Source organism: Marinobacter sp. MMG032, from assembly GCF_040112695.1.
In the GTDB taxonomy this organism is placed as follows: domain Bacteria; phylum Pseudomonadota; class Gammaproteobacteria; order Pseudomonadales; family Oleiphilaceae; genus Marinobacter; species Marinobacter salsuginis.
Genome location: NZ_CP157802.1, coordinates 3,450,315 through 3,469,401, shown reverse-complemented (window position 1 = coordinate 3,469,401; position 19,087 = coordinate 3,450,315). Strand labels below are relative to the sequence as shown.

At 56.9% G+C, this 19,087-nt stretch carries 19 protein-coding genes; 7 read left to right on the top strand and 12 right to left on the bottom strand.

Annotated features, from left to right (window positions below; all coding sequences use genetic code 11):
- Positions 1 to 615: 615 nt before the first annotated feature.
- The 7 genes from ABNF92_RS15965 to ABNF92_RS15935 form a co-directional block, all read right to left on the bottom strand.
- On the bottom strand, positions 616 to 1,248 hold the full coding sequence (locus ABNF92_RS15965) for a response regulator transcription factor (RefSeq protein WP_349342695.1): 633 nt from the start codon (positions 1,246 to 1,248) through the stop codon (positions 616 to 618).
- Positions 1,241 to 3,016 (bottom strand): PAS domain S-box protein, encoded by a 1,776-nt coding sequence (locus ABNF92_RS15960; protein ID WP_349342694.1) that lies wholly within the window; start codon positions 3,014 to 3,016, stop codon positions 1,241 to 1,243. The genes ABNF92_RS15965 and ABNF92_RS15960 overlap by 8 nt, the downstream gene beginning before the upstream one ends.
- 99 nt (positions 3,017 to 3,115) lie before the next feature.
- Positions 3,116 to 4,165: a chemotaxis response regulator protein-glutamate methylesterase gene (locus ABNF92_RS15955; RefSeq protein ID WP_349342693.1), complete on the bottom strand. Its 1,050-nt coding sequence runs from the start codon at positions 4,163 to 4,165 to the stop codon at positions 3,116 to 3,118.
- The gene (locus ABNF92_RS15950) at positions 4,162 to 4,677 is read right to left on the bottom strand and encodes a chemotaxis protein CheD (protein WP_349342692.1); all 516 of its coding nucleotides are present in this window, start codon (positions 4,675 to 4,677) and stop codon (positions 4,162 to 4,164) included. The genes ABNF92_RS15955 and ABNF92_RS15950 overlap by 4 nt, the downstream gene beginning before the upstream one ends.
- Positions 4,674 to 5,516, bottom strand: coding sequence for a protein-glutamate O-methyltransferase CheR (locus ABNF92_RS15945; protein WP_349342691.1), 843 nt, complete (start codon positions 5,514 to 5,516; stop codon positions 4,674 to 4,676). Before ABNF92_RS15945 ends, ABNF92_RS15950 begins: the two co-directional genes overlap by 4 nt.
- Positions 5,500 to 6,054 (bottom strand): chemotaxis protein CheW, encoded by a 555-nt coding sequence (locus tag ABNF92_RS15940; protein WP_349342690.1) that lies wholly within the window; start codon positions 6,052 to 6,054, stop codon positions 5,500 to 5,502. The genes ABNF92_RS15945 and ABNF92_RS15940 overlap by 17 nt, the downstream gene beginning before the upstream one ends.
- Before the next feature lie 11 nt (positions 6,055 to 6,065).
- Positions 6,066 to 7,655: a methyl-accepting chemotaxis protein gene (locus ABNF92_RS15935; RefSeq protein WP_349344100.1), complete on the bottom strand. Its 1,590-nt coding sequence runs from the start codon at positions 7,653 to 7,655 to the stop codon at positions 6,066 to 6,068.
- 78 nt (positions 7,656 to 7,733) lie between these two features.
- Here ABNF92_RS15935 and ABNF92_RS15930 point away from each other — a divergent pair, with 78 nt between their 5' ends.
- Positions 7,734 to 8,678 (top strand): IS5 family transposase, encoded by a 945-nt coding sequence (locus ABNF92_RS15930; protein WP_011784145.1) that lies wholly within the window; start codon positions 7,734 to 7,736, stop codon positions 8,676 to 8,678.
- Positions 8,679 to 8,860: 182 nt separating this feature from the next.
- On the opposite strand, the gene ABNF92_RS15925 is transcribed toward ABNF92_RS15930, so the two are convergent.
- From ABNF92_RS15925 to ABNF92_RS15905, 5 genes are all read right to left on the bottom strand, one after another.
- On the bottom strand, positions 8,861 to 10,915 hold the full coding sequence (locus ABNF92_RS15925; RefSeq protein ID WP_349342689.1) for a chemotaxis protein CheA: 2,055 nt from the start codon (positions 10,913 to 10,915) through the stop codon (positions 8,861 to 8,863).
- Positions 10,912 to 11,202 (bottom strand): STAS domain-containing protein, encoded by a 291-nt coding sequence (locus tag ABNF92_RS15920; protein WP_349342688.1) that lies wholly within the window; start codon positions 11,200 to 11,202, stop codon positions 10,912 to 10,914. The genes ABNF92_RS15925 and ABNF92_RS15920 overlap by 4 nt, the downstream gene beginning before the upstream one ends.
- Entirely contained in the window at positions 11,199 to 11,567 is a 369-nt protein-coding gene (locus tag ABNF92_RS15915; protein WP_349342687.1) for a response regulator, read from the bottom strand. Before ABNF92_RS15915 ends, ABNF92_RS15920 begins: the two co-directional genes overlap by 4 nt.
- Positions 11,568 to 11,627: 60 nt before the next feature.
- Positions 11,628 to 12,791, bottom strand: coding sequence for a methyl-accepting chemotaxis protein (locus tag ABNF92_RS15910; RefSeq protein WP_349342686.1), 1,164 nt, complete (start codon positions 12,789 to 12,791; stop codon positions 11,628 to 11,630).
- A gap of 133 nt (positions 12,792 to 12,924) precedes the next feature.
- A complete protein-coding gene (locus ABNF92_RS15905; RefSeq protein ID WP_349342685.1) occupies positions 12,925 to 13,452 on the bottom strand; it encodes a shikimate kinase in 528 nt (175 codons plus the stop codon).
- 179 nt (positions 13,453 to 13,631) lie between these two features.
- On the opposite strand from ABNF92_RS15905, the gene ABNF92_RS15900 reads away from it, so the two are divergent.
- From ABNF92_RS15900 to ABNF92_RS15875, 6 genes are all read left to right on the top strand, one after another.
- Positions 13,632 to 14,333 (top strand): lytic transglycosylase domain-containing protein, encoded by a 702-nt coding sequence (locus ABNF92_RS15900; protein WP_069182890.1) that lies wholly within the window; start codon positions 13,632 to 13,634, stop codon positions 14,331 to 14,333.
- A gap of 23 nt (positions 14,334 to 14,356) precedes the next feature.
- A complete protein-coding gene (locus ABNF92_RS15895; protein WP_069182889.1) occupies positions 14,357 to 15,289 on the top strand; it encodes a LysR family transcriptional regulator in 933 nt (310 codons plus the stop codon).
- A gap of 68 nt (positions 15,290 to 15,357) precedes the next feature.
- Positions 15,358 to 16,173 (top strand): putative hydro-lyase, encoded by an 816-nt coding sequence (locus tag ABNF92_RS15890; protein WP_153633823.1) that lies wholly within the window; start codon positions 15,358 to 15,360, stop codon positions 16,171 to 16,173.
- Positions 16,174 to 16,224: 51 nt separating this feature from the next.
- The gene (locus tag ABNF92_RS15885; RefSeq protein ID WP_349342684.1) at positions 16,225 to 17,190 is read left to right on the top strand and encodes a TRAP transporter substrate-binding protein; all 966 of its coding nucleotides are present in this window, start codon (positions 16,225 to 16,227) and stop codon (positions 17,188 to 17,190) included.
- A 60-nt stretch (positions 17,191 to 17,250) separates the two neighbouring features.
- Positions 17,251 to 17,769, top strand: coding sequence for a TRAP transporter small permease (locus tag ABNF92_RS15880; RefSeq protein ID WP_069182886.1), 519 nt, complete (start codon positions 17,251 to 17,253; stop codon positions 17,767 to 17,769).
- Positions 17,769 to 19,076 (top strand): TRAP transporter large permease subunit, encoded by a 1,308-nt coding sequence (locus ABNF92_RS15875; RefSeq protein WP_069182885.1) that lies wholly within the window; start codon positions 17,769 to 17,771, stop codon positions 19,074 to 19,076. The genes ABNF92_RS15880 and ABNF92_RS15875 overlap by 1 nt, the downstream gene beginning before the upstream one ends.
- Positions 19,077 to 19,087: the final 11 nt, after the last annotated feature.

Below are 19,087 nucleotides of genomic sequence, written 5' to 3'. Positions count from 1 at the left end.
ATCCTGTGGCATGAGGCTTATGCCAACCCTGCAATTTAAAGGCAACTCTCCGGTCGGCAGATCCACGGGGCTGGACACTCTGGAGATCAGACCGTCAATCAATCGGCCTAACGCACTCCGTTCACTGGGTATCCGAGTGAAAGCGAGGAAACAACCGCCTCCCATGCGGCCGATTAATCGACCATCTGGCAAACTTGCCCGGATTCTCCTTACCACTTCCTGAATTACGTAATCACCCGCTTCATAACCACTCCAGCAGTTAATCTGCCCCAGGTCATTCAGCTTAAGAACCACAACAGCTGAGTGGCAGCCCCGGAGATTGGCTTCAGCGGCCAATTTTGAGAGCTCTCGCCTGACCGGCTGGCTCGAAGTTAAATCGGACGAGTAGGTGTCAGAGGCATTAACCGAGGTCATCCCAGCCCACAGCTGGCCCTGTTGCGGCGCCGCCATCGCTTTGTCCCCGGAAAATGCGTCAGGACAAGCCAGGTCGTAGACTGGATTCATTTTCGATGTCCTGCATTTTGAGTTGAGATCACCAATCGCAAAATGCCGGATAAGTCGTGAAAAAACCATCAGGAGAGAACGGAAATGTTGTAGGGATTGCCCTACAACGGGTCAGAGCAGTCCCTCAGCCAGGGCGTAACGCACCAGATCCGGAACACTCTGAGCTCCCAGCTTCTCCATTAGTCGCGCTTTGTGTGTACTGACGGTCTTTGAGCTCACACACAACTTATCGGCGATGTCGCCAACCGTCATTCCTCGAGCGAGATCGAGGAAAATCTCGTACTCCCGTTTCGTCATTCGAGTGTGCGGCTCTTCGTCGGACTTTCCTGTCAACGCTCCCATCGCCAATTTATTGGCCAGCTCCTGGGTAATGTACAGATCCCCTTTGGCTACTCTTCTCAGGGCATCCAAAAGCTCGTCCGGAGGTCGAGTCTTGGTGATAAAGCCCCGGGCACCTGCCCTGATGGTCCGGATTGCGTAGTGGTCTTCACGATGCATGCTCAATACCAGTATTTTTGTATCAGGTGCTCTCCGGCACAGCTTTTCAATCAGTTCCAGGCCAGAGCAACCAGGCATGGACATGTCCATCAGGAAAACAGACGGACCCAGTTTGGGAACCTGATCGAGGGCCTTATCACCATCGCTTGCCTCACCAATCACTTCCATATCTGCCGCAGACGAAACCAACGACCGCATTCCTTCTCTAACGATGCTGTGGTCGTCAGCTACAAACACGCTAATCATCAAGTTTCCTCCCAAGCGGTAGCTCGACCTGGATCCTGGTACCCTTCCCTCGTGCTGATTCCACCACCATGTCGCCCCTAAACATGACAACGCGCTCTCTGATCCCAACGAGCCCGAAACTTGACGCGCCTACCTTTCCTGGGTCGAAACCAACGCCGTCATCCGAAACCTCCAGGGTTCCGAGGCCCCCTTGCTCCCAGTAGCGCACCTTCACGTGGGAGGCGCGGGAATGGCGGGTTACATTCGTCATGCATTCCTGCAGAATTCGAAACAACGCTGTAGCGACTTCGCCCGCCACCAGGCACTCGCCAGCCGGATCTGGGTTCCATTGCACCTTGAATTTTTCCCGACCGGCACATCGCTCCAGAAACCATTCCGCGGCAGCTTCGAATCCAAGGTCGTCCAGCATCGGCGGTCGCAAATTCGCTGAAATTTCACGCACCTTTTCCACCGCCGCATCAAAGTGATCGATGGCATTATCAAGACGCATACGGTGTTGTTTCGGCAGGTCTGCCATTTCCTTGACGGCAACACCAAGCTCCAGTTTCAGCGCTGTCAAAGTCTGCCCAAGCTCATCGTGCAAGTCTCGCGCAATCCGTCTTCTTTCCTGCTCGAGAATCCCCTCCTGGGCCCTGCTCAAGCGCCTGAGCTCCTCCTCTGAGTGTCGCAACTTGGCTTCCCGTTGCTTCGTGACGGTGATGTCCCGCTGGACGGCGGCAAAGTATGAACGTCCAGTGTTCCTCATCGTGGGTATCGGAACAATCTCGATCTCATTCCAGAAAGGCACGCCGTCCTTGCAATAGTTCACTACCACCTCTTTGACTGGACGGCCGTGCTCCAGCGACTTGCGAATGCGCCGCAGAGTTTTATTGTCGGTGTCAGGCCCCTGAAACATCCGGGGATTGTTTCCCAAAACCTCGTCGGGCCTGTAACCGGTCATCCGCTCGACGCCCTCGTTTACATAGACGATTCTTGGCCCCGGTGGGTCCAGAGGATCGGTCTCGGTAATGATAATGACGTCCTGAATCTGTGACATGCAGGCCTGAAGCAACCTCTGGCTCTCTTCAAGCTTGTAACTCTCGGTTTTGTCCTGGGCTACCCCAAACACACCCACAACCTCATCTTTCACAACGATCGGCATGTAGGTGACCTGCGCAATGGCCTTCTGGTTGTCACTGTTTCGCACTTTACAGACGTAGCCTGCAGGATTGCCGTCCAGGGCGGCTTCAAAGCATTCTTTCGCTGCCTCCCGATCAGGTTCTTCTACAATGGAATCCCAGTGATGCCGAAGAAGCTGGTTGGCAGAATAGCCTGTCAGGTGTTCCGTGCAGTGGTTTACCTCAACCAGCCGGCCGTTCAGGTCGAGCCGACAAACTGCATCAGGATTCTGGGCAAACAAAGAGCGGTAACGCTGTTCATTGAATGCGACTCGCTCAGACAAGGAACGATATTCCGAGATGTCGGCAATCTGGATGAAGCGTGAGCCATCCGGATTAGTGCTGCGCGCAAACTGGAGGCGATAGAGGCGATCATCAATTGTTACCTCAAACTCGCAATCTTCAGTGGGGAGCTTTCCCTTGCTGGAGAGTCGCCATTCGAGTTCACACCGATCGGCATCGTTCAGACAATCGGCAAAACTCGTATCCTGCTCACAGCAGCAAGATAATCGTTCAGCGGTTTCATTAAGATCGATTATGTGGCCATCAGGCCCGAGTCTCAGCAATGCGCCTGGAAGGGCATCAACTGAGATCCTGGCTTCTGATCCCATGTGCACCTCGACAAGGTTGCTGAATGTAACTTTTTAAATGTAGCACGACATGCCCCGCTTCGCCGATGCGGGGATGGCGCATTGCGGGGCAGAGGGCTTTTATACTTTGTGACCCAGGATGATTCGTGCCATACCAGCAAGCGGGAGAACCTCCGTCGCAGCCCCGATTTCGATAGCTTCTCGCGGCATACCAAAAACCACCGAGGTGGCCTGGTCCTGAGCTATCGTTATCGCACCTGCCCGGCGCATGGCAAGCAGCCCCTGGGCTCCATCGTCTCCCATTCCCGTCATGATAATGCCCAGCGCATTTCGCCCGGCGGAGACCGCAACTGATCGAAACAATACATCAACTGAGGGCTTGTGCCGGTTCACTGGTGGCCCATCGGCGACACTGACCCGATACTGGGCGCCGCTTCGGCGAAGCTGCATGTGCTTGCCCCCGGGCGCAATCAGCACCAGCCCGGAGATAACACGGTCGCCATCCACAGCTTCACGCACTTCGCAACGACAGAGCTGGTTCAGACGGTGTGCAAACGCGGCCGTAAATTTCTCTGGCATGTGCTGAACTACGACAATGCCGGGGCAATCCGCAGGCAGCCGCGTCAGCACAGCCTCAAGGGCCTGAGTGCCACCTGTGGAAGTTCCGAGTGCCACAACCTTGTCCGTGGTTCGCACCATGGCTGCCGGCGCCGCCATCCTGGTTTCGGCAACCATTGGCTGGCGATGGGCACGGATGGCACCGGTCCTGGCCCGGGCCGCCGCCTTGAGCACCTGAACCATGTGCTGGCCACCAGACTGCAGAAAATCCCGCAACCCGATTTTCGGCTTGGTGATGATGTCCACTGCTCCGGCGGAAAGCGCCTGAAGCGTAGTATCCGCGCCCTTTTCCGTAAGCGTCGAGCAGATCACTACCGGAGTCGGGCGTTCTTTCATCAGCTTTCGGAGAAAGGTAATTCCGTCCATCCGTGGCATTTCCACGTCCAGGATGATGACGTCCGGCCAGTCCCTCTGCATTTTCTGCAATGCGAAGATTGGATCGGGCGCGGCCCCGGAAACGCGAATGCCGGGCGCCGCTGTCAGTAACTGGGTGAGCACTTGCCGGACAACCGCTGAATCATCAACGATGAACACAGACACCGGTGCATTCATGCCACACCCCCCGATTTATCGGTACAGATTGCGGTGCTCGAACTCTCTCCCTGGCGCACCCATACATCGCCGTCGGCGATATTGAAAAACAGTCGCCGATACCCGGTACCGCCGAGGCTTCTTGCCACCACGGACAGGCCATGCCTGGCCACCAGCGCTTCGGCCGCTTCAATGTTTCGCCGAGCAACCAAACTGCCCTGGGGGCCGACCTCAAACATACTGGCACCTCCAAACAACTTGACCTCGTAATCACTGGCATGGGTGCCGTGCTGCCTGATCTCTGCCATGAGCAGTTGAAGGGCATCATCGCCATAGCGGGCGCTGAGTTCCTCCTCAAGTCCCCGGCCCGGCAGCATGTAATGGCACATGCCTCCCAATCTGAGAACCGGGTGCCAAACCGTCACGGAAATACAGGAACCCAGCGTGGTGTGGATCCGGGTATGTCTGTCCCCGAAATACCAGTCGCCCGGATGCAGAAAGATATCAATCCCCGAACCCAGTTGTGTCGTCATTTTCTGTTCCGGTAAATGGAGGGTAATACTGCCTCAAGGCCGCTCTGAAACCCGTGAAGGGTTTCGGAGTGACCAATAATCAAATACCCGCCGGGCTTGAGACAGGACTGTAACCGGGCAACGATCTGCCGCTTGGTTTCGGCATTGAAATAGATCATCACGTTGCGCAGGAATATCACGTCAAACAGCCCGACATCCGGCAATCTTGTATTCAGGTTGATCTGCCGGAAATCCACTTTCGACCGCAGAGGCGAGTCCACCATCAGGGTTCCTGCCGCCTCACCAATGCCTTTCAGGCAATAACGCTTAAGGCTCTCGGGGGGGATCCGATCAGTTCTTGCCATTGGGTACCGCCCTGATCGGGCCTTTTCAAGCACCCGGGTGCTTATATCCGAGGCCAGTATTTCCCAACCGCTTGCACCCAGCACATCAGACAACACCATTGCTGCGGTGTAGGCCTCTTCGCCGCTGGAGCAGGCCGCGCTCCAGAGGCGAAAACGCTGACGGCGTGAACATTGGGGCAAAACCCGGTCCCGTAGAAACTCGAAGTGCCGGGGCTCTCGAAAGAAATAGGTTTCGTTGGTGGTCAGCAGGTCCACCGCCATCTGTTTTTCCGCCTGGTTGCTCCGCAGAAAATTCCAGTAGTCGCCGTAACCGGCGAGAGCCAGTTCCTTGAGGCGTTTGGACAGCCGTCCGGCCACCATGGTTCTCTTGCTGGCCGGCATGTGAATGCCGGCCACCGAAAAGATCATCTGCTGGAACTCCCGGAACTCGGCTTCACTGATTACCGGCGCAGCGTTCACCGCAAACGCGGGGCCTACTTCAGCTGTCGAGGCCATGACCGGTCGCATCCCCAATGGCGGCCAATTCGGCCATTTCCCGGGTGTTCAGTGCCTGCTGGACATCAAGCAGGATCACGAACTGACCCTGCACCTTGCCCATGCCAGCGATGAAGTCGGCGCGGATCCGGGCTCCGAAACTCGGCGCCGGTTCAATCTCTTCCGGCGGAATTTCCAGCACTTCGGAGACCGCATCAACAATCACACCGATTTCCTGCAGGCTCTCCTCGCTGCCACTCAGGGCCTCCACCTCCAGGATGACCACGCAACTGCGCCGATTAATTTCACTCTCGCCCCGGCCGAACCGTGCAGAGAGATCAATGACCGGCACCACACTGCCCCGCAGGTTGATCACCCCGCGAACGAATTCCGGCATCATGGGCACCGTGGTCAGGCTGCCGTATTCGATGATCTCCCGGATGTGGAGGATCCCGACTGCGAACATCTCTCGGCCGATCTGGAAGGTCAGATATTGGTTCTGGTCCCCCGAGGTATTCGCGATGCGGACAACATCTTCACGTTTTTGTGGCTGGTTCATAACACCCCCGATCAGAACCGTACATAGGCGGACGCATCAAACTCGGCGTTGTCGCCAGCTGGCCCGGCTGTTTCCCGTCCTTTGGCAGGGACTGTCTCCTGGCGTTTCTTCACCGGGGCCTGAAAGCTCTGGCTGTCATTGGTCCGGAAGAAAGCCATGGCCTGCTGCAGCTGCTCTGCCTGGGAAGACATTTCCTCGGATGTGGCCGCAAGCTCTTCTGAAGCAGACGCGTTCTGTTGAGTGATCTGATTTAACTGCTCCATCGCGCCGTTGATCTGTTCAACACCGCCTGACTGTTCACTGGAGGCTGCAGCGATTTCCTGAACAAGGTCAGAGGTTTTTTGAATTGAAGGCACCATTTCCGTAAGCAGCCGGCCGGCTCTCTCCGCCAGCTCCACGGAAGAACCAGCAACCTCTCCAATCTCCTGGGCTGCCACTTGGCTTCGTTCCGCCAGTTTGCGAACCTCAGCAGCCACCACAGCGAACCCTTTGCCATGTTCACCGGCTCTTGCAGCCTCGATAGCCGCGTTCAGGGCCAACAGGTTGGTCTGGTAGGCAATGTCGTCGATGATCGAGATTTTCTCGGCGATGCTCTTCATGGCGGTTACCGTCTGACCAACCGCTTCGCCACCTTCGACAGCCTCCCTGGCAGCCTTACTGGACATGCCGTCGGTTACCGAAGCGTTTTCGGTGTTCTGGGCGATGGAGGCGGTCATCTGCTCCATGGAGGCACTGGTTTCTTCAACGCTGGCGGCCTGCTCGCTGGACGCCTGGGACAGCGACTGACTGGTGGCACTGACTTCCTCTGAGGCAGAGGCCAGGTTATCGGCACCGGAGCGGACTTCAGAAATCACCTGGGAAAGCTTGGTCACCATCCGCTGCATGGTGTCCATCATCTGGCCAATCTCGTCGCGGCCACGGGCCTGTACTTTCACCGTCAGATCGCCATCCGCGAGGCTGGTGGCTGCTGCCATGGCCTCTTTGAGAGCCACGGTGATGTTACGGGCAATAAGAAATGCCAGCCCGAGTCCAATCAGAATACTTGCTGTCAGCAGAGCGATGACTGCCACCTGGGCAGCGGAGTAAGCTTCACTAGCGGCATCGCTGGACGCTTTCCCCATTTCCACGTTCCAGGCGACGTTGCGGTCAAGGATCTCGCTGATGGTGCCGTACGCGGCCCGGGATTCGTCCCGGTAGAACGCCAGGGCCTGCTCAACATTATTGGTGCGAGAGATATCCAGCAGCTTCTGGTGCTCGTCCTGGTAGCCCGCCCAGGCGGTCTGGTACCGTTCGAACAATGCTTTCTCTTCCGGCAGCGCCAGAAGGCTCTCGAAAGTCGTCGTCACCGTGGCGAGTTTTGCCCGCAGCTCCTCCAGACGTTTTTCGTTGCTGGCCATTTCCTGGTTCGAGTCGGAGATGATGTGCTCCAACTCAATCCGCCGGAAATCACCGATCAGCGAGTCCATGGTTTGTGCGGAATCCACCGCCACCATCCAGTTATCCGCCAGCTCATTGGCAGAATCGTTCATGGTCGACATCTGCAAAAGCGCATAGATACCGGTTGCGAGGAATAGCATAAGGACGACCCCGAAGGCGCCCATAAGCTTGGGAGGCTCTGAATAAGTCTCCAAAATCAGCGATAATACGGCCATCGTCAATCGCATAGGATCGTTGCCAGCATGGATCAGATCACCTTCTCCGAAGCCGAATACCAGACCAAGAAGCGCAAGACCCGTCGCGAGATCTTTCTGGAACGGATGGACAAGCTGATTCCGTGGAAGCAGTTGGAGAAGAAGGTAGCCCGTTATTACCCGAAGGGCCGGAACGGACGGCCCCCTTATCCGCTGCCTGCCATGCTGCGGGTTCACTGCATGCAGTTGTTCTATAACTTGAGCGATCCGGCCATGGAAGACGCGCTGTACGAGATCGAATCCATGCGGCACTTCGCGGGTCTGAAGCTGGACCGTTTGCCAGATGAGACGACGATTCTCAACTTCCGGCATTTCCTGGAGCAGCACGGTCTTGGCAAGGCGCTGTTTAAAGAGGTGAACAAACACCTGGAGAAAAACGGCTTGATGTTGCGTGAAGGAAGCATCGTAGATGCCACCATCATCTCTGCTCCCAGCTCCACCAAGAACCAAACTGGCAAGCGTGATCCGGAGATGCACCAGACCAGAAAGGGCAACGAATGGCACTTCGGCATGAAAATGCACATTGGTGTCGACGACACGTTCGGTCTGATTCATAGCATTGATACCACCGCTGCCAATGTTCACGACATCGTGCCCACCGACAAGCTGCTGCATGGTGAAGAGCAACGAGTCTTCGGCGACGCCGGTTACCTTGGCATTCAGAAGCGGGATGAGCATAAGCACCGCAAAAACGTCTCCTGGTTCATTGCCAAACGGCCTGGCACCCGGAAGACGCTGGATGCCGACAAACTGAAAGCAGAGAAGATCAAAGCCAGTGTTCGTGCCAAGGTCGAGCATCCCTTCCGGTACATCAAGCGGGTCTTTGGTTATGGCAAGGTCCGCTATCGCGGCCTTGCCAAGAACAGCAACCGGTTGCATTTGCTGGCCGCGTTTAGCAACCTGCTGATCGGTGAAAAATACATGCTGGCGTAGGGCCAGTGCGCCTGTTTTCCGCCAAAATGGCGGGAAACGGGCAAAAAACACACAAATAAAGGGAAAATAGTGTCTGAATCTTCGATTTTTTGCCGTTTAAACCCAAGATGGGCAAATATCAGCAGTTATTCAGACCTTCCCTTGGTAAAAATTCGGAGGTTATTTAACAGATTCATTGGGTTTCATCCCCTGTTCAAGAAAGCATCGTGATTGGTTGAGCGCGTTCCATGCGATTTCAGCGACTGTTGTTCCCGAATGCTGAGCTGGGAAATCAGGGCCGGTATGTCGAGGATCAGGGCCACCTGCCCGTTACCGAGAATGGTGGAGCCAGAAAGCCCCTTGAGGTGTGAGAAGATTCCGCTTAATGGTTTGATCACCGTTTGGTGCTCGCCAAGCAGCTCATCCACGATCAGCCCGGCCTTCTGGCCGGCGTGCCGCACCACGATGATGTTCTGGCGCCGCCCCGGCGAGCCGGGAACACTGAACTGTTCACGCAAACGAATCAGCGGTAACACTTCCTGGCGCAGGTTGATGTAGTCCTGGTCATCGCTGAGCACCTGTTGTTCGCGGCTCAACTCGGTGCACTCGACCACCATTTCCAGCGGAACTGCGTAGGTAGCCTCGCCCACCCGGGCCAGAAAACCATCGATTATTGCCAGGGTCAGTGGCAGCCGTATCCGGAAAGTAGTGCCCCCGGCAACTCCCGGAGACACCAGTTCCACCATTCCGCGAAGGCCCTCGATGTTACGACGCACCACATCCATGCCCACCCCGCGGCCGGACAGGTTGGTGACCTGCTCGACTGTAGAGAACCCCGGCTCGAAAATGAGGTTGAACACCTCTTGATCAGTCAGGTTCGCATCAGGCTTGACCAGGCCGCGCTCGACCGCCTTTGCCAGGAGTCGCTCCCGGTTCAGACCGCTGCCATCATCACTGACCTCAATCACGATGGCGCCCGATTCGTGGTAGGCGTTGAGATGAACCCGGCCTCGGCCAGGCTTGCCCTTTTCCCGGCGAAGCTCCGGCATTTCCACGCCGTGATCGCAGGCATTGCGAACCAGATGGGTCAGTGGGTCGGCGATTTTCTCAACGACGGTTTTATCCAGCTCGGTCTCGGCGCCGGTGATCAACAGTTCAATGTCCTTGCCGAGTTCGGAGGACACATCCCGAACCACTCGCTGGAAGCGCTGGAAAGTTTCCCCGATTGGAACCATACGCAGGTCGAGGGAGCTATCCCGGATCTCCTCTACCAGCAGGTTGAGGTTGGCGGCGGATTCACGAGCGGAGGCATCGCCTGACCGGTGAGCGTCCATTGACACAGTCGCCGACGCAATGACCAGTTCGCCCACCAGGTTGATCAGGTTGTCCAGCTTGTCGGCCTGGATACGAAGGTGCTGTACCGATTTCTTCCGGCGTCCCTGCAGGGGGTCCGCTGGCGAATCCGCAGGCACGGCGTCGTTGCGGGCCGGGTTTTGCGGGGCTTCCTCCAGACTTTCTGCCGACGCCAGGTCAGCCACCGGGGACTGTTCCGGTGCGTCAATCTCGAGCTGGTAGAGATCACCGGCGAATTCGAACACCTCCTCAATGGCAGAGCGCTCAACAGAGCTCCGGAGCGAGACCTCAAATCCCAGGTAGCAGGCTTCCGGGTCGAATTTGTCCAGTGCTGGCAGTGCCTGATCAAGGGCGACGACCTGCTCAAGCTCCCCCAGTGTGCCCAGAAACCGGATGAACCCCAACGGATCCATGCCATGGCGCAGGGCATCCGTGTGGATCCGGATCTGAATTCGCCAGAGTCCAGCCACACCCGAAGGAATGGCTTCTGCCGCCGTTGACCGTGGATTCGATTCGACGGACAACGACTGATAAGGCTCCAGTTCAGCCAGAAGTGAGGCGCCGGCCGATTCGAGGTGCGTTGCATTCGCGGGCTCGGGCACCTCAACCAAAAGGCTGATGTGATCCCGGCACCGCAGGAGCAGATTGGCCAGTTCACGGCTCAGCTCGATTTCGCCCGCCCGCAGCCGGTCGAGAACGTTTTCCACCACATGGGTGAAATTCACGACATGGTCCAGACCGAACATGCCGGCCGAGCCCTTGACCGTATGCACACAGCGAAACAGGGCATTCTGCAGCTCGGCTTCGCCCGGACGGGTCTCCAGCTCCAGCAGAATGCGTTCCATGTCGGACAAAAGCTCCCGGCTTTCATCCAGGAAGGTTTGAAGGGCCAACTCCATGTTCATCGAGACGGCTCCAGCCCGACCAACCCCAATACTTCCCGAACCGTTTCACTGTGGTTCACCAGGGCCACTGGCTCTCCGGCAGGCGTGCACAGACGCCTGGCCAGCAACAGTATCTGCAAACCGGCAGTATCAAGCTCGGTCACCCCTGCCAGATCAACATTCCGCAGCTCACCGGTGCTAAAAGCCCTGCAAAGGTTCTCGGACGCAGCGTTGGCCTCGTAGATAGTCAGCTCGCCCTGGAAAGAAAGGCAGCCGGTATCGGCGTTAAACGTTTCGAACGTGCTCATGGGCCCACCAGTTTGTTCACTGCTGCGAGCATCTGCTGAGGCTGGAAAGGCTTTACCATCCAGGCCTTGGCACCACCAGCCTGCCCCTGCTTCTTCTTCTCTTCGGCCGACTCGGTGGTGAGCATGATTACTGGCGTGAACTTATACTCAGGACGGGCTTTGACTTCCCTTAGAAAGGTCAAGCCGTCCATGTTCGGCATGTTCACGTCCGAAATCATCAGGTGAACCCGCTGGCCATTGAGTTTGCTGAGGGCGTCGCGCCCGTCGCAGGCTTCAATGACATCAAAGCCGGCGCCTTTAAGGGTGAGCGACACCACCTGTCGGATGGAAGCCGAGTCATCAACTATCAAGATACTTTTAGCCATAACTTATAAACCGCTGTCTGTTCGTCTTTCCCGGGCCATTTCGGCTGGTTCCGGGGTCATTCAAAAAAAGGTGATCTCACCACTGGCCACCGATTGGGCAGATGTTTTCCGACCATGATTGTTCCGCTCCTCCGCCATGGCGTACGAAGACTCCATGTCTCTCATGAGCGCATCGACATTCACGGCATCACCAGAGACCATCTGGCCACCCGCGTTCGAGATGCTGGCGCTAACGTGTGTGAGTATCTGGCTGGTGCGATCCTGGAACTGAAGCTGAATCAGCGCGTCTTCCACGTCGGACTGAATACCCACGTTGGTGCGGCGGAGGGACTCTGCCGAATCCACCAGCCGTGTGCCCAGTCCTTTGAAGTCGTCGAGGACACGCTCGATCGTTGCTTCCGAGGCACGTAACGACTCGCCATCCCTGCCTCTGGATTCCTGGGCTGCGCTCACTGCGGACCGGATGGAATCACCGATGTAACCCACCTTGGTGCTGATTCGCTCGCCGGTGTCGGCAGAAAGACGGGATAATTTGCGGACCTCATCGGCAACCACTGCGAACCCCCGACCGTGTTCTCCGGCACGGGCCGCTTCGATGGCGGCGTTCAGGGCCAGCAGGTTGGTCTGGCCTGCAATCTTGGCGACGTCCTGCGCCATGCTGTCCAGCTCATCCACAAAGGTATCCAGGCCATTGATCTGTCGAAGCAGCCCATCCCGATCCTCGAGGGCACCACGCAGCGTGTTAACGACTGACTGCAGTTCAGAACCAGCACGGCCAAAGCTGCTGCCAACACCACCTTCAAGGGAGCTTGCCACCTCGGATGCCATGGCCGTGGAGCCCCGCAAATCCTGGGCGAGATTGCTGAAACAACCGGTGAGATCTGTGATCGCGGTCTCTGTCTGGAACCGTGCAGTTTCGATTTGCTGCTCCCAGACCGGAAGAAGCTCTTTCCCCAATTGGATTTGGGCGCGCTGAACGGGGGAGGGTGTGCTGGAAACCTGCTGCAGGCTCTCCTCTAGCTCCAGCGTCAGGGAGCTGGACCAACAGCGGACCAATTTTCTGAACCAGAGGGCAGACACCAATGTCAGCGCGACCAACAGACCAGCCACAACCAGACCGCTTGTAACGGGCATCAGAAATACGGCGAAAACCACCGCCAGCAGTCCGGGTGCAGCGATGACCGCCATCAGCAGTTTTTCAGGAAAAGGTTGAGTATTTGGCACGAGTGGCTCCCTATTTCGACAGGATCATGTTCCTATCGGGAAGGCCACTGGAACAATCGGTGCCAGACCGATTATGCGATAGGGCGCGGGTGAGGAATGGGTAGGGAATGGACTACGGGCGTTTAGGGATTCTTTACCTGTTTTTGTGCGCTTGCAGGTCCGCCAAGACCGCATCGGCGACCTGCTCCTGGTTGCGGCCTTCACCTTTCACGGTTACGTCCGCCCACCGGGAGTACAAACTGAAACGCTCTGAGAATAGCTCGGCAAGGGACTGATCAGGCCTCCGGGAAATGCCCCGCATGCTGTGATCCCCAATTCGTTCAATGACCAACTCGAGCGGGATATCAAGAAACACGACGGTACCATTGGTCTTGAGGTGTTCCATGGCAGGGGCACTGTAGACCGCACTGCCTCCGGTGCTGATAACCTTGTGCTCCACATCCAGCTTCAGAAGCACCTGCTCTTCAATCCGCCGGAGGGCTTCGTAGCCGTCCTGGTCTACAATAGCCTGGAGGGTACGGCCGGCTTCTTCCTGGATCAGCAGATCGGTATCGACAAACCCGAGACCCAGACGCTTGGCCAGCAGAACACCCACGGTGCTCTTGCCGCTACCGGGCATACCGATGAGAACAAGGTTTCCTGTATCGGTCGGGTTAACCATGATGCTTGTGTGTGACCTCTCCGGAGAATGAGAACTGGCTGGCAATAAAGGCAGAACGTAACATTTTTACGACAGAGCGCGCGCTTTATTCCGGCCCGCAAGCCCGTATAATTCAGGCAACGGCGGTTTTCAGAGAATACCTGAAGCCGGCCACCGACGGCATCTTTCGCGAGTGAGTAATGACCACCGGCAGATCACTTCTGATCCCATCAATAGCAGCTTTGGTGCTTGCTCTGTCAGCATCCGCTCTGGCAGATGGCATCAAACGTATTGTGCATCCCGATGGCACCGTCGAATTCACCAACGTAAAAAATGCCGGCCAGCCCAGAGCCTCCAGCGGTAACGATACCGTCTACCGCTACACCGATGACAATGGCGTGATTGCATACAGCAGCGTCCAGCCAACCGCGGCTGAGTTCGACGTTATCCGTTTTCACTGTTACGCGTGCGACCCGGAGTCCAGCGTCGACTGGCGCAAAACGCCATTGTTCACCAAACCGTACCGCTCAGAAATTCAGACCGCAGCCCAGGAATACGGAGTTGATCCGGCTCTTGTCCGCGCTGTGATCCATGCCGAATCGGCATTCAATGAAAAAGCCCTGTCCCCGGTCGGTGCCCAGGGCCTGATGCAGTTGATGCCGGGCACGGCCGAAGAACTGGGTGTTCGGAACGCGTTGGCGGCTGCCGAGAATATCCGTGGCGGCGTCCATTACCTGGCCAAGATGCTCGACCGATTCAATGGCGACATCCGGCTGGCCACCGCCGCCTACAACGCGGGGCCCGGCGCCGTGAGCCGATACAAAGGCGTACCGCCCTATGCCGAAACAAAGGCCTACGTAGAAAGGGTTGGCATCCTTCACGAGCGCTATGCCGCGCTGTAGGCCCCTCAGAGGTCCGTTAATCAATGAACTTCAAGCGTCTGGAGACCTTCATCTGGGTTGCGACGCTGGGCAGCTTTCGCAAGGCGGCCGAGCACCAGCACACCACCCAGCCGGCCATTTCCAACCGTATTGCCGCGCTTGAGGACGAGCTTGGCGTCCGGCTGTTCGAGCGCGAATCCGGGCACAGCAAACTTACTAGCAAGGGGCAGGAAATCCTGCCCTACGCCGAGAAGATTGTTTTTATGGCCCAGCAGCTGCGCAAACGCGCAGACCGTGGAGCCTCTCTATCGGGTATTCTCAGGCTCGGGGTTTCGGAAACCATTGTGCACTCCTGGCTGCCGCGTTTTTTCCGGGAACTGCACGAAACGGCACCCAACCTGGATGTGGAAATCACCGTGGATGTCTCCGGCAACCTCCGGTCCGGTTTGCTGGACCGGAGCCTTGACCTTGCTTTTCTGATGGGCCCTGTATCAGAGCCAAAAGTCGAAAACCGGGCACTCTGTAGCTTCCCGCTGATCTGGGTGGCAAGCCCCGAGTTGAATCTGCCGAACAGGCTCCTGGACCTCAAAGAGCTGGCAGAATGGCCAATCATTACCTACGCCCGAAACACCAAACCCTTCGCGGAAATCAGCCAGAAATTCAGCGAGCTGGATGAACTGCCCGCACGTTTCTACTCGTCAAGCTCGCTCGCAGCCTGTCGGCAGCTGACTCTGGACGGCATTGGCATCTCCACGCTGCCACTGAGCGTAATCAAACATGAACTGGAAAGCGGCCGCCTGATCCAGCTCAATACCTCGTGGACGCCCTCAGAACTTGCCTTCACTGCGTCTTATTCCGGCACGCCTTTTAACCCGATTGCGGAGCTTGCAGCCAACCTTGGCGTGATGGTGTCCGACGAGTATGACCGGACCACACATCACAAAAAATTATCGGAAGATGTAAAAAACGATAATTAGACTTTTTCACCAACCGGTATACCCTGAAATTTAGTTGTAATAATCAATGTCAATCAGGGGTAACCGACATGCACACCGGTGCGTATTCCGAATTCAAAAACAGCGTGCTTGATCAGGCGTCCGAGTTGCGCGCCCGTATCCGGTCCGGAGCCCATACCGGCACCACAAGCGGCACGGCCAGCAGCCTGCTCCAGGGTAATGTCGTTATCCTGCCGTCCGAATGGGCCGGCGATTTTCTCCTATACTGTCAGAATAACCCGGTTGCCTGCCCCCTGATCGGCATGTCTCAACCCGGTGACCCCAGCCTCCCTGATCTGGGGCATGATCTGGATATCAGAACCGATGTGCCGGAATACCAGGTATTCCGGAATGGCGAACGAGCAGAGACTGCCACAGACCTAAAAAGCCTTTGGAGGGACGACCTGGTGACTTTTGTTCTGGGTTGCTCGTTCTCATTTGAAGATGCCCTGATCAGAGCCGGTCTCTCGGTGCGGAACGTGGACGAGGCACGGAACGTTTCCATGTTCCGTTCGAATATCGCTACCCGGCCTGCAGGCCCGTTCAGTGGCAACATGGTGGTCTCCATGCGTCCGTTCAACGGTACGGATGCGATTCGCGCGATACAGATTACCACACGCCTGCCCAAGGCCCACGGTGCACCGGTTCACATCGGTGATCCGTCACTTATTGGCATCCAGGACGTTAACACACCCGATTTTGGAGATCCGGTAACGATCAGGCCGGGCGAGCTTCCGCTGTTCTGGGCCTGCGGGGTAACTCCGCAACTGGCTCTGGAGAATGCACGCCTGCCGTTCGCCATAACCCATGTACCGGGAAAGATGCTGCTTACCGAGCGGCTGAATGAAGAACTGGCGGTACTCTGAAGCCGCTGTTCTATTGAAACGATAAAAAAGCAGAAACACGGGAGATTCGTTATGTTCAAAAAACTCGCTACAGCCACCCTGGTTACCGGGGCGCTGCTGACCTCATCCGTTCAGGCCCAGCAATGGCACATGCCAACGCCCTATGGCGATGCCAACCTGCCTACCCAGATCGCCTACGGTTTTGCCGAGGACATCAAAAACGGCACCGATGGCGACATCACCATCACCGTTCATTCTGGTGCTTCCCTGGTAAAGCACCCGGAAATTCCACGTGCCGTGAGAACCGGCCAGGTGCAGTTGGGTGAAATCTTCATCGGCATCATGGGCAACACCCACCCGGTGTTCAAACACGATAACATTCCGTTCCTGGCAACCAGCTTCGAAGACGCCAAGAAACTCTGGGAGGCCGCCAAGCCGCAGATCGAAAAGCAGCTGGACAAGGAAGGTATGACTCTCCTGTATACCGTGCCCTGGCCGGCCCAGAGCCTGTACACCAAAAAGCCGGTTAATACACTTGCAGACCTCGAAGGGCTGAAGATGCGGGCTTACAGCCCATCGACCTCGCGCCTTGCCGACCTGATGAACACCACCCCGACCACGGTTCAGGTTCCGGAGATTCCGCAAGCGTTCAGCACCGGCATTATCGACGCCATGATCACCTCACCGTCAACCGGTGCCAACGGCCAGGCCTGGGATTACCTCTCCCATTACACCGACATCAAGGCGTGGATTCCCAAAAACGTAGTCGTTGTTAACAAGCGCGCTTTCCGTCGCCTGAGCGATGAACAGCGCCAGGTAATCCTGGATGCAGCCGCCGCTGCCGAGGCGAAAGGCTGGGAAGGCGTTCGCAAGACCGCCGCTGAAGACACAGCCACGCTGGCGGAAAATGGCATCACCGTTACCGAGCCCTCTGCTGAACTGATGGCCGAACTGGAGAAAATCGGCGACATCATGGTGAAAGAGTGGGAACAGGAAGCACCGGAGGAAGTCGGCGCTATCCTGTCCAACTACCGCTAAAAAGTTCACTCAACGGAAGCCTCCCGAGTGCTCGGGAGGCTGTTCCGGGAGGCATCCGTTATGAACTCTCTTCGAAAGAAATTTTATCTGGCATCCGGCTACGCCGCTGGCTTCTGCATAGCACTGATCATGGTCATTATTCTCGCCCAGATCGTCGGTCGGCTGTTCGGTTTTATCATCCCCTCAGCGGAAGACGTGTCCGGCTGGGCGCTCGCCGCATCCACTTTTTTCGGTCTGGCCTACACCTTTCATAACGGCGGTCATATTCGGGTAACCCTGGTGATCCAGAAATGGTCCGGGCGGCCACGCTTCTTTCAAGAGCTGATCGTGCTGATTTTCGGTTTCGGGCTCGCCTGCTACATGACCTTCTACTGCTGGCACATGGTCTGGGAATCCTACATTTTTGAAGAAGTTTCCCACGGCTATATTCCCATCCCCATCTGGATACCGCAGGTTCCGGTGGCACTCGGAATGACGGCACTCAACATTGCGGTCCTGGATGATCTGGTGGGTATCCTTCGCAAGCGAACGCCCTCTTACCAGCAGCATGAAGACGAACTCAACCTGGAGGAAGTGTAATGGATATTGCGTTTCTCTCCATTGTCCTGGCGGTGTCGATGATTCTGATGCTCGCTGTCGGTGTCTGGGTGTCCCTGACACTCGTTGGCATCGGCGTTCTGGGCCTGTTGCTGTCTGGCAACGATCAGATCGGGCTGCTGTTCGCAACGTCGAGCTGGGGCGCCAGTACCAGTTGGTCCCTGACGGCTCTGCCCATGTTTATCTGGATGGGCGAAGTCCTGTTCCGTACCCGACTGTCCGAGGATCTGTTCAAGGGGCTGGCCCCCTGGATGGGCGGGCTTCCGGGCAAACTTCTTCATGTGAACATTCTGAGTTGTGGCATCTTCGCGGCGGTTTCCGGTTCATCCGCGGCCACTGCCGCAACCATAGGACGAATGACCCTGCCGGAACTGAAAGCACAGGGTTACAGTGACAAGATGGCGGTGGGCACCCTGGCCGGTTCCGGTACCCTTGGCCTGTTGATTCCGCCCTCCATCATCCTGATCGTTTACGGCGTGGCCGCAGAGGTGTCCATTGGCCGCCTGTTTATCGCCGGCGCCCTGCCCGGACTGATGCTGGTTGCCATGTTCATGGGCTACACCATGATCTGGGCGAAGCTCAATAAAGACGAACTACCGACCACCAAAAAGGAAAACCTGGCGTTCTCGGTCAAGATCAAAGCGCTGAAGATGTTGCTGCCAATTGTTGGCCTGATCATTTTCGTGCTGGGTTCCATCTATACCGGCTTCGCTACCCCGACCGAGGCAGCCGCCCTGGGCGTTTTTGGCGCCCTTATCATCGCGGCCGCAACCGGCTCTCTGAGCGTTCAGAGTTTCCGCGACAGCCTGCTGGGCGCGGTGAAAAGCTCCTGCATGATCGGTCTGATTCTAGTCGGTGCACACTTCCTGACCCTGGCCATGGGCTTCCTGGGCATTCCACGGGAACTGGCCTCCTGGATCGGCAGCATGTCCCTTTCACCGTTTGAACTTCTGATAGGCCTGACTGTGCTGTTCGTTCTTCTCGGCTGCTTCCTTGATGGGATCTCAGTCGTGGTCCTGACTGTCGCGGTGGTCATGCCGATGGTTCAGCAAGCCGGCATTGATTTGCTCTGGTTCGGGATCTTTATTGTACTGGTGGTAGAGATGGCACAGATCACGCCGCCAGTGGGCTTCAACCTGTTCGTCATCCAGGCCCTGACCGGCAAGGACATTCTCTATGTGGCCCGGGCAGCCCTGCCGTTCTTCCTGCTGATCATGGCCGCGCTGTTTTTGATCGGCTGGTTCCCGGAGATTGTCACTTACCTGCCCCAGACCATGAGCCAGGGATGACGCGGGCAACA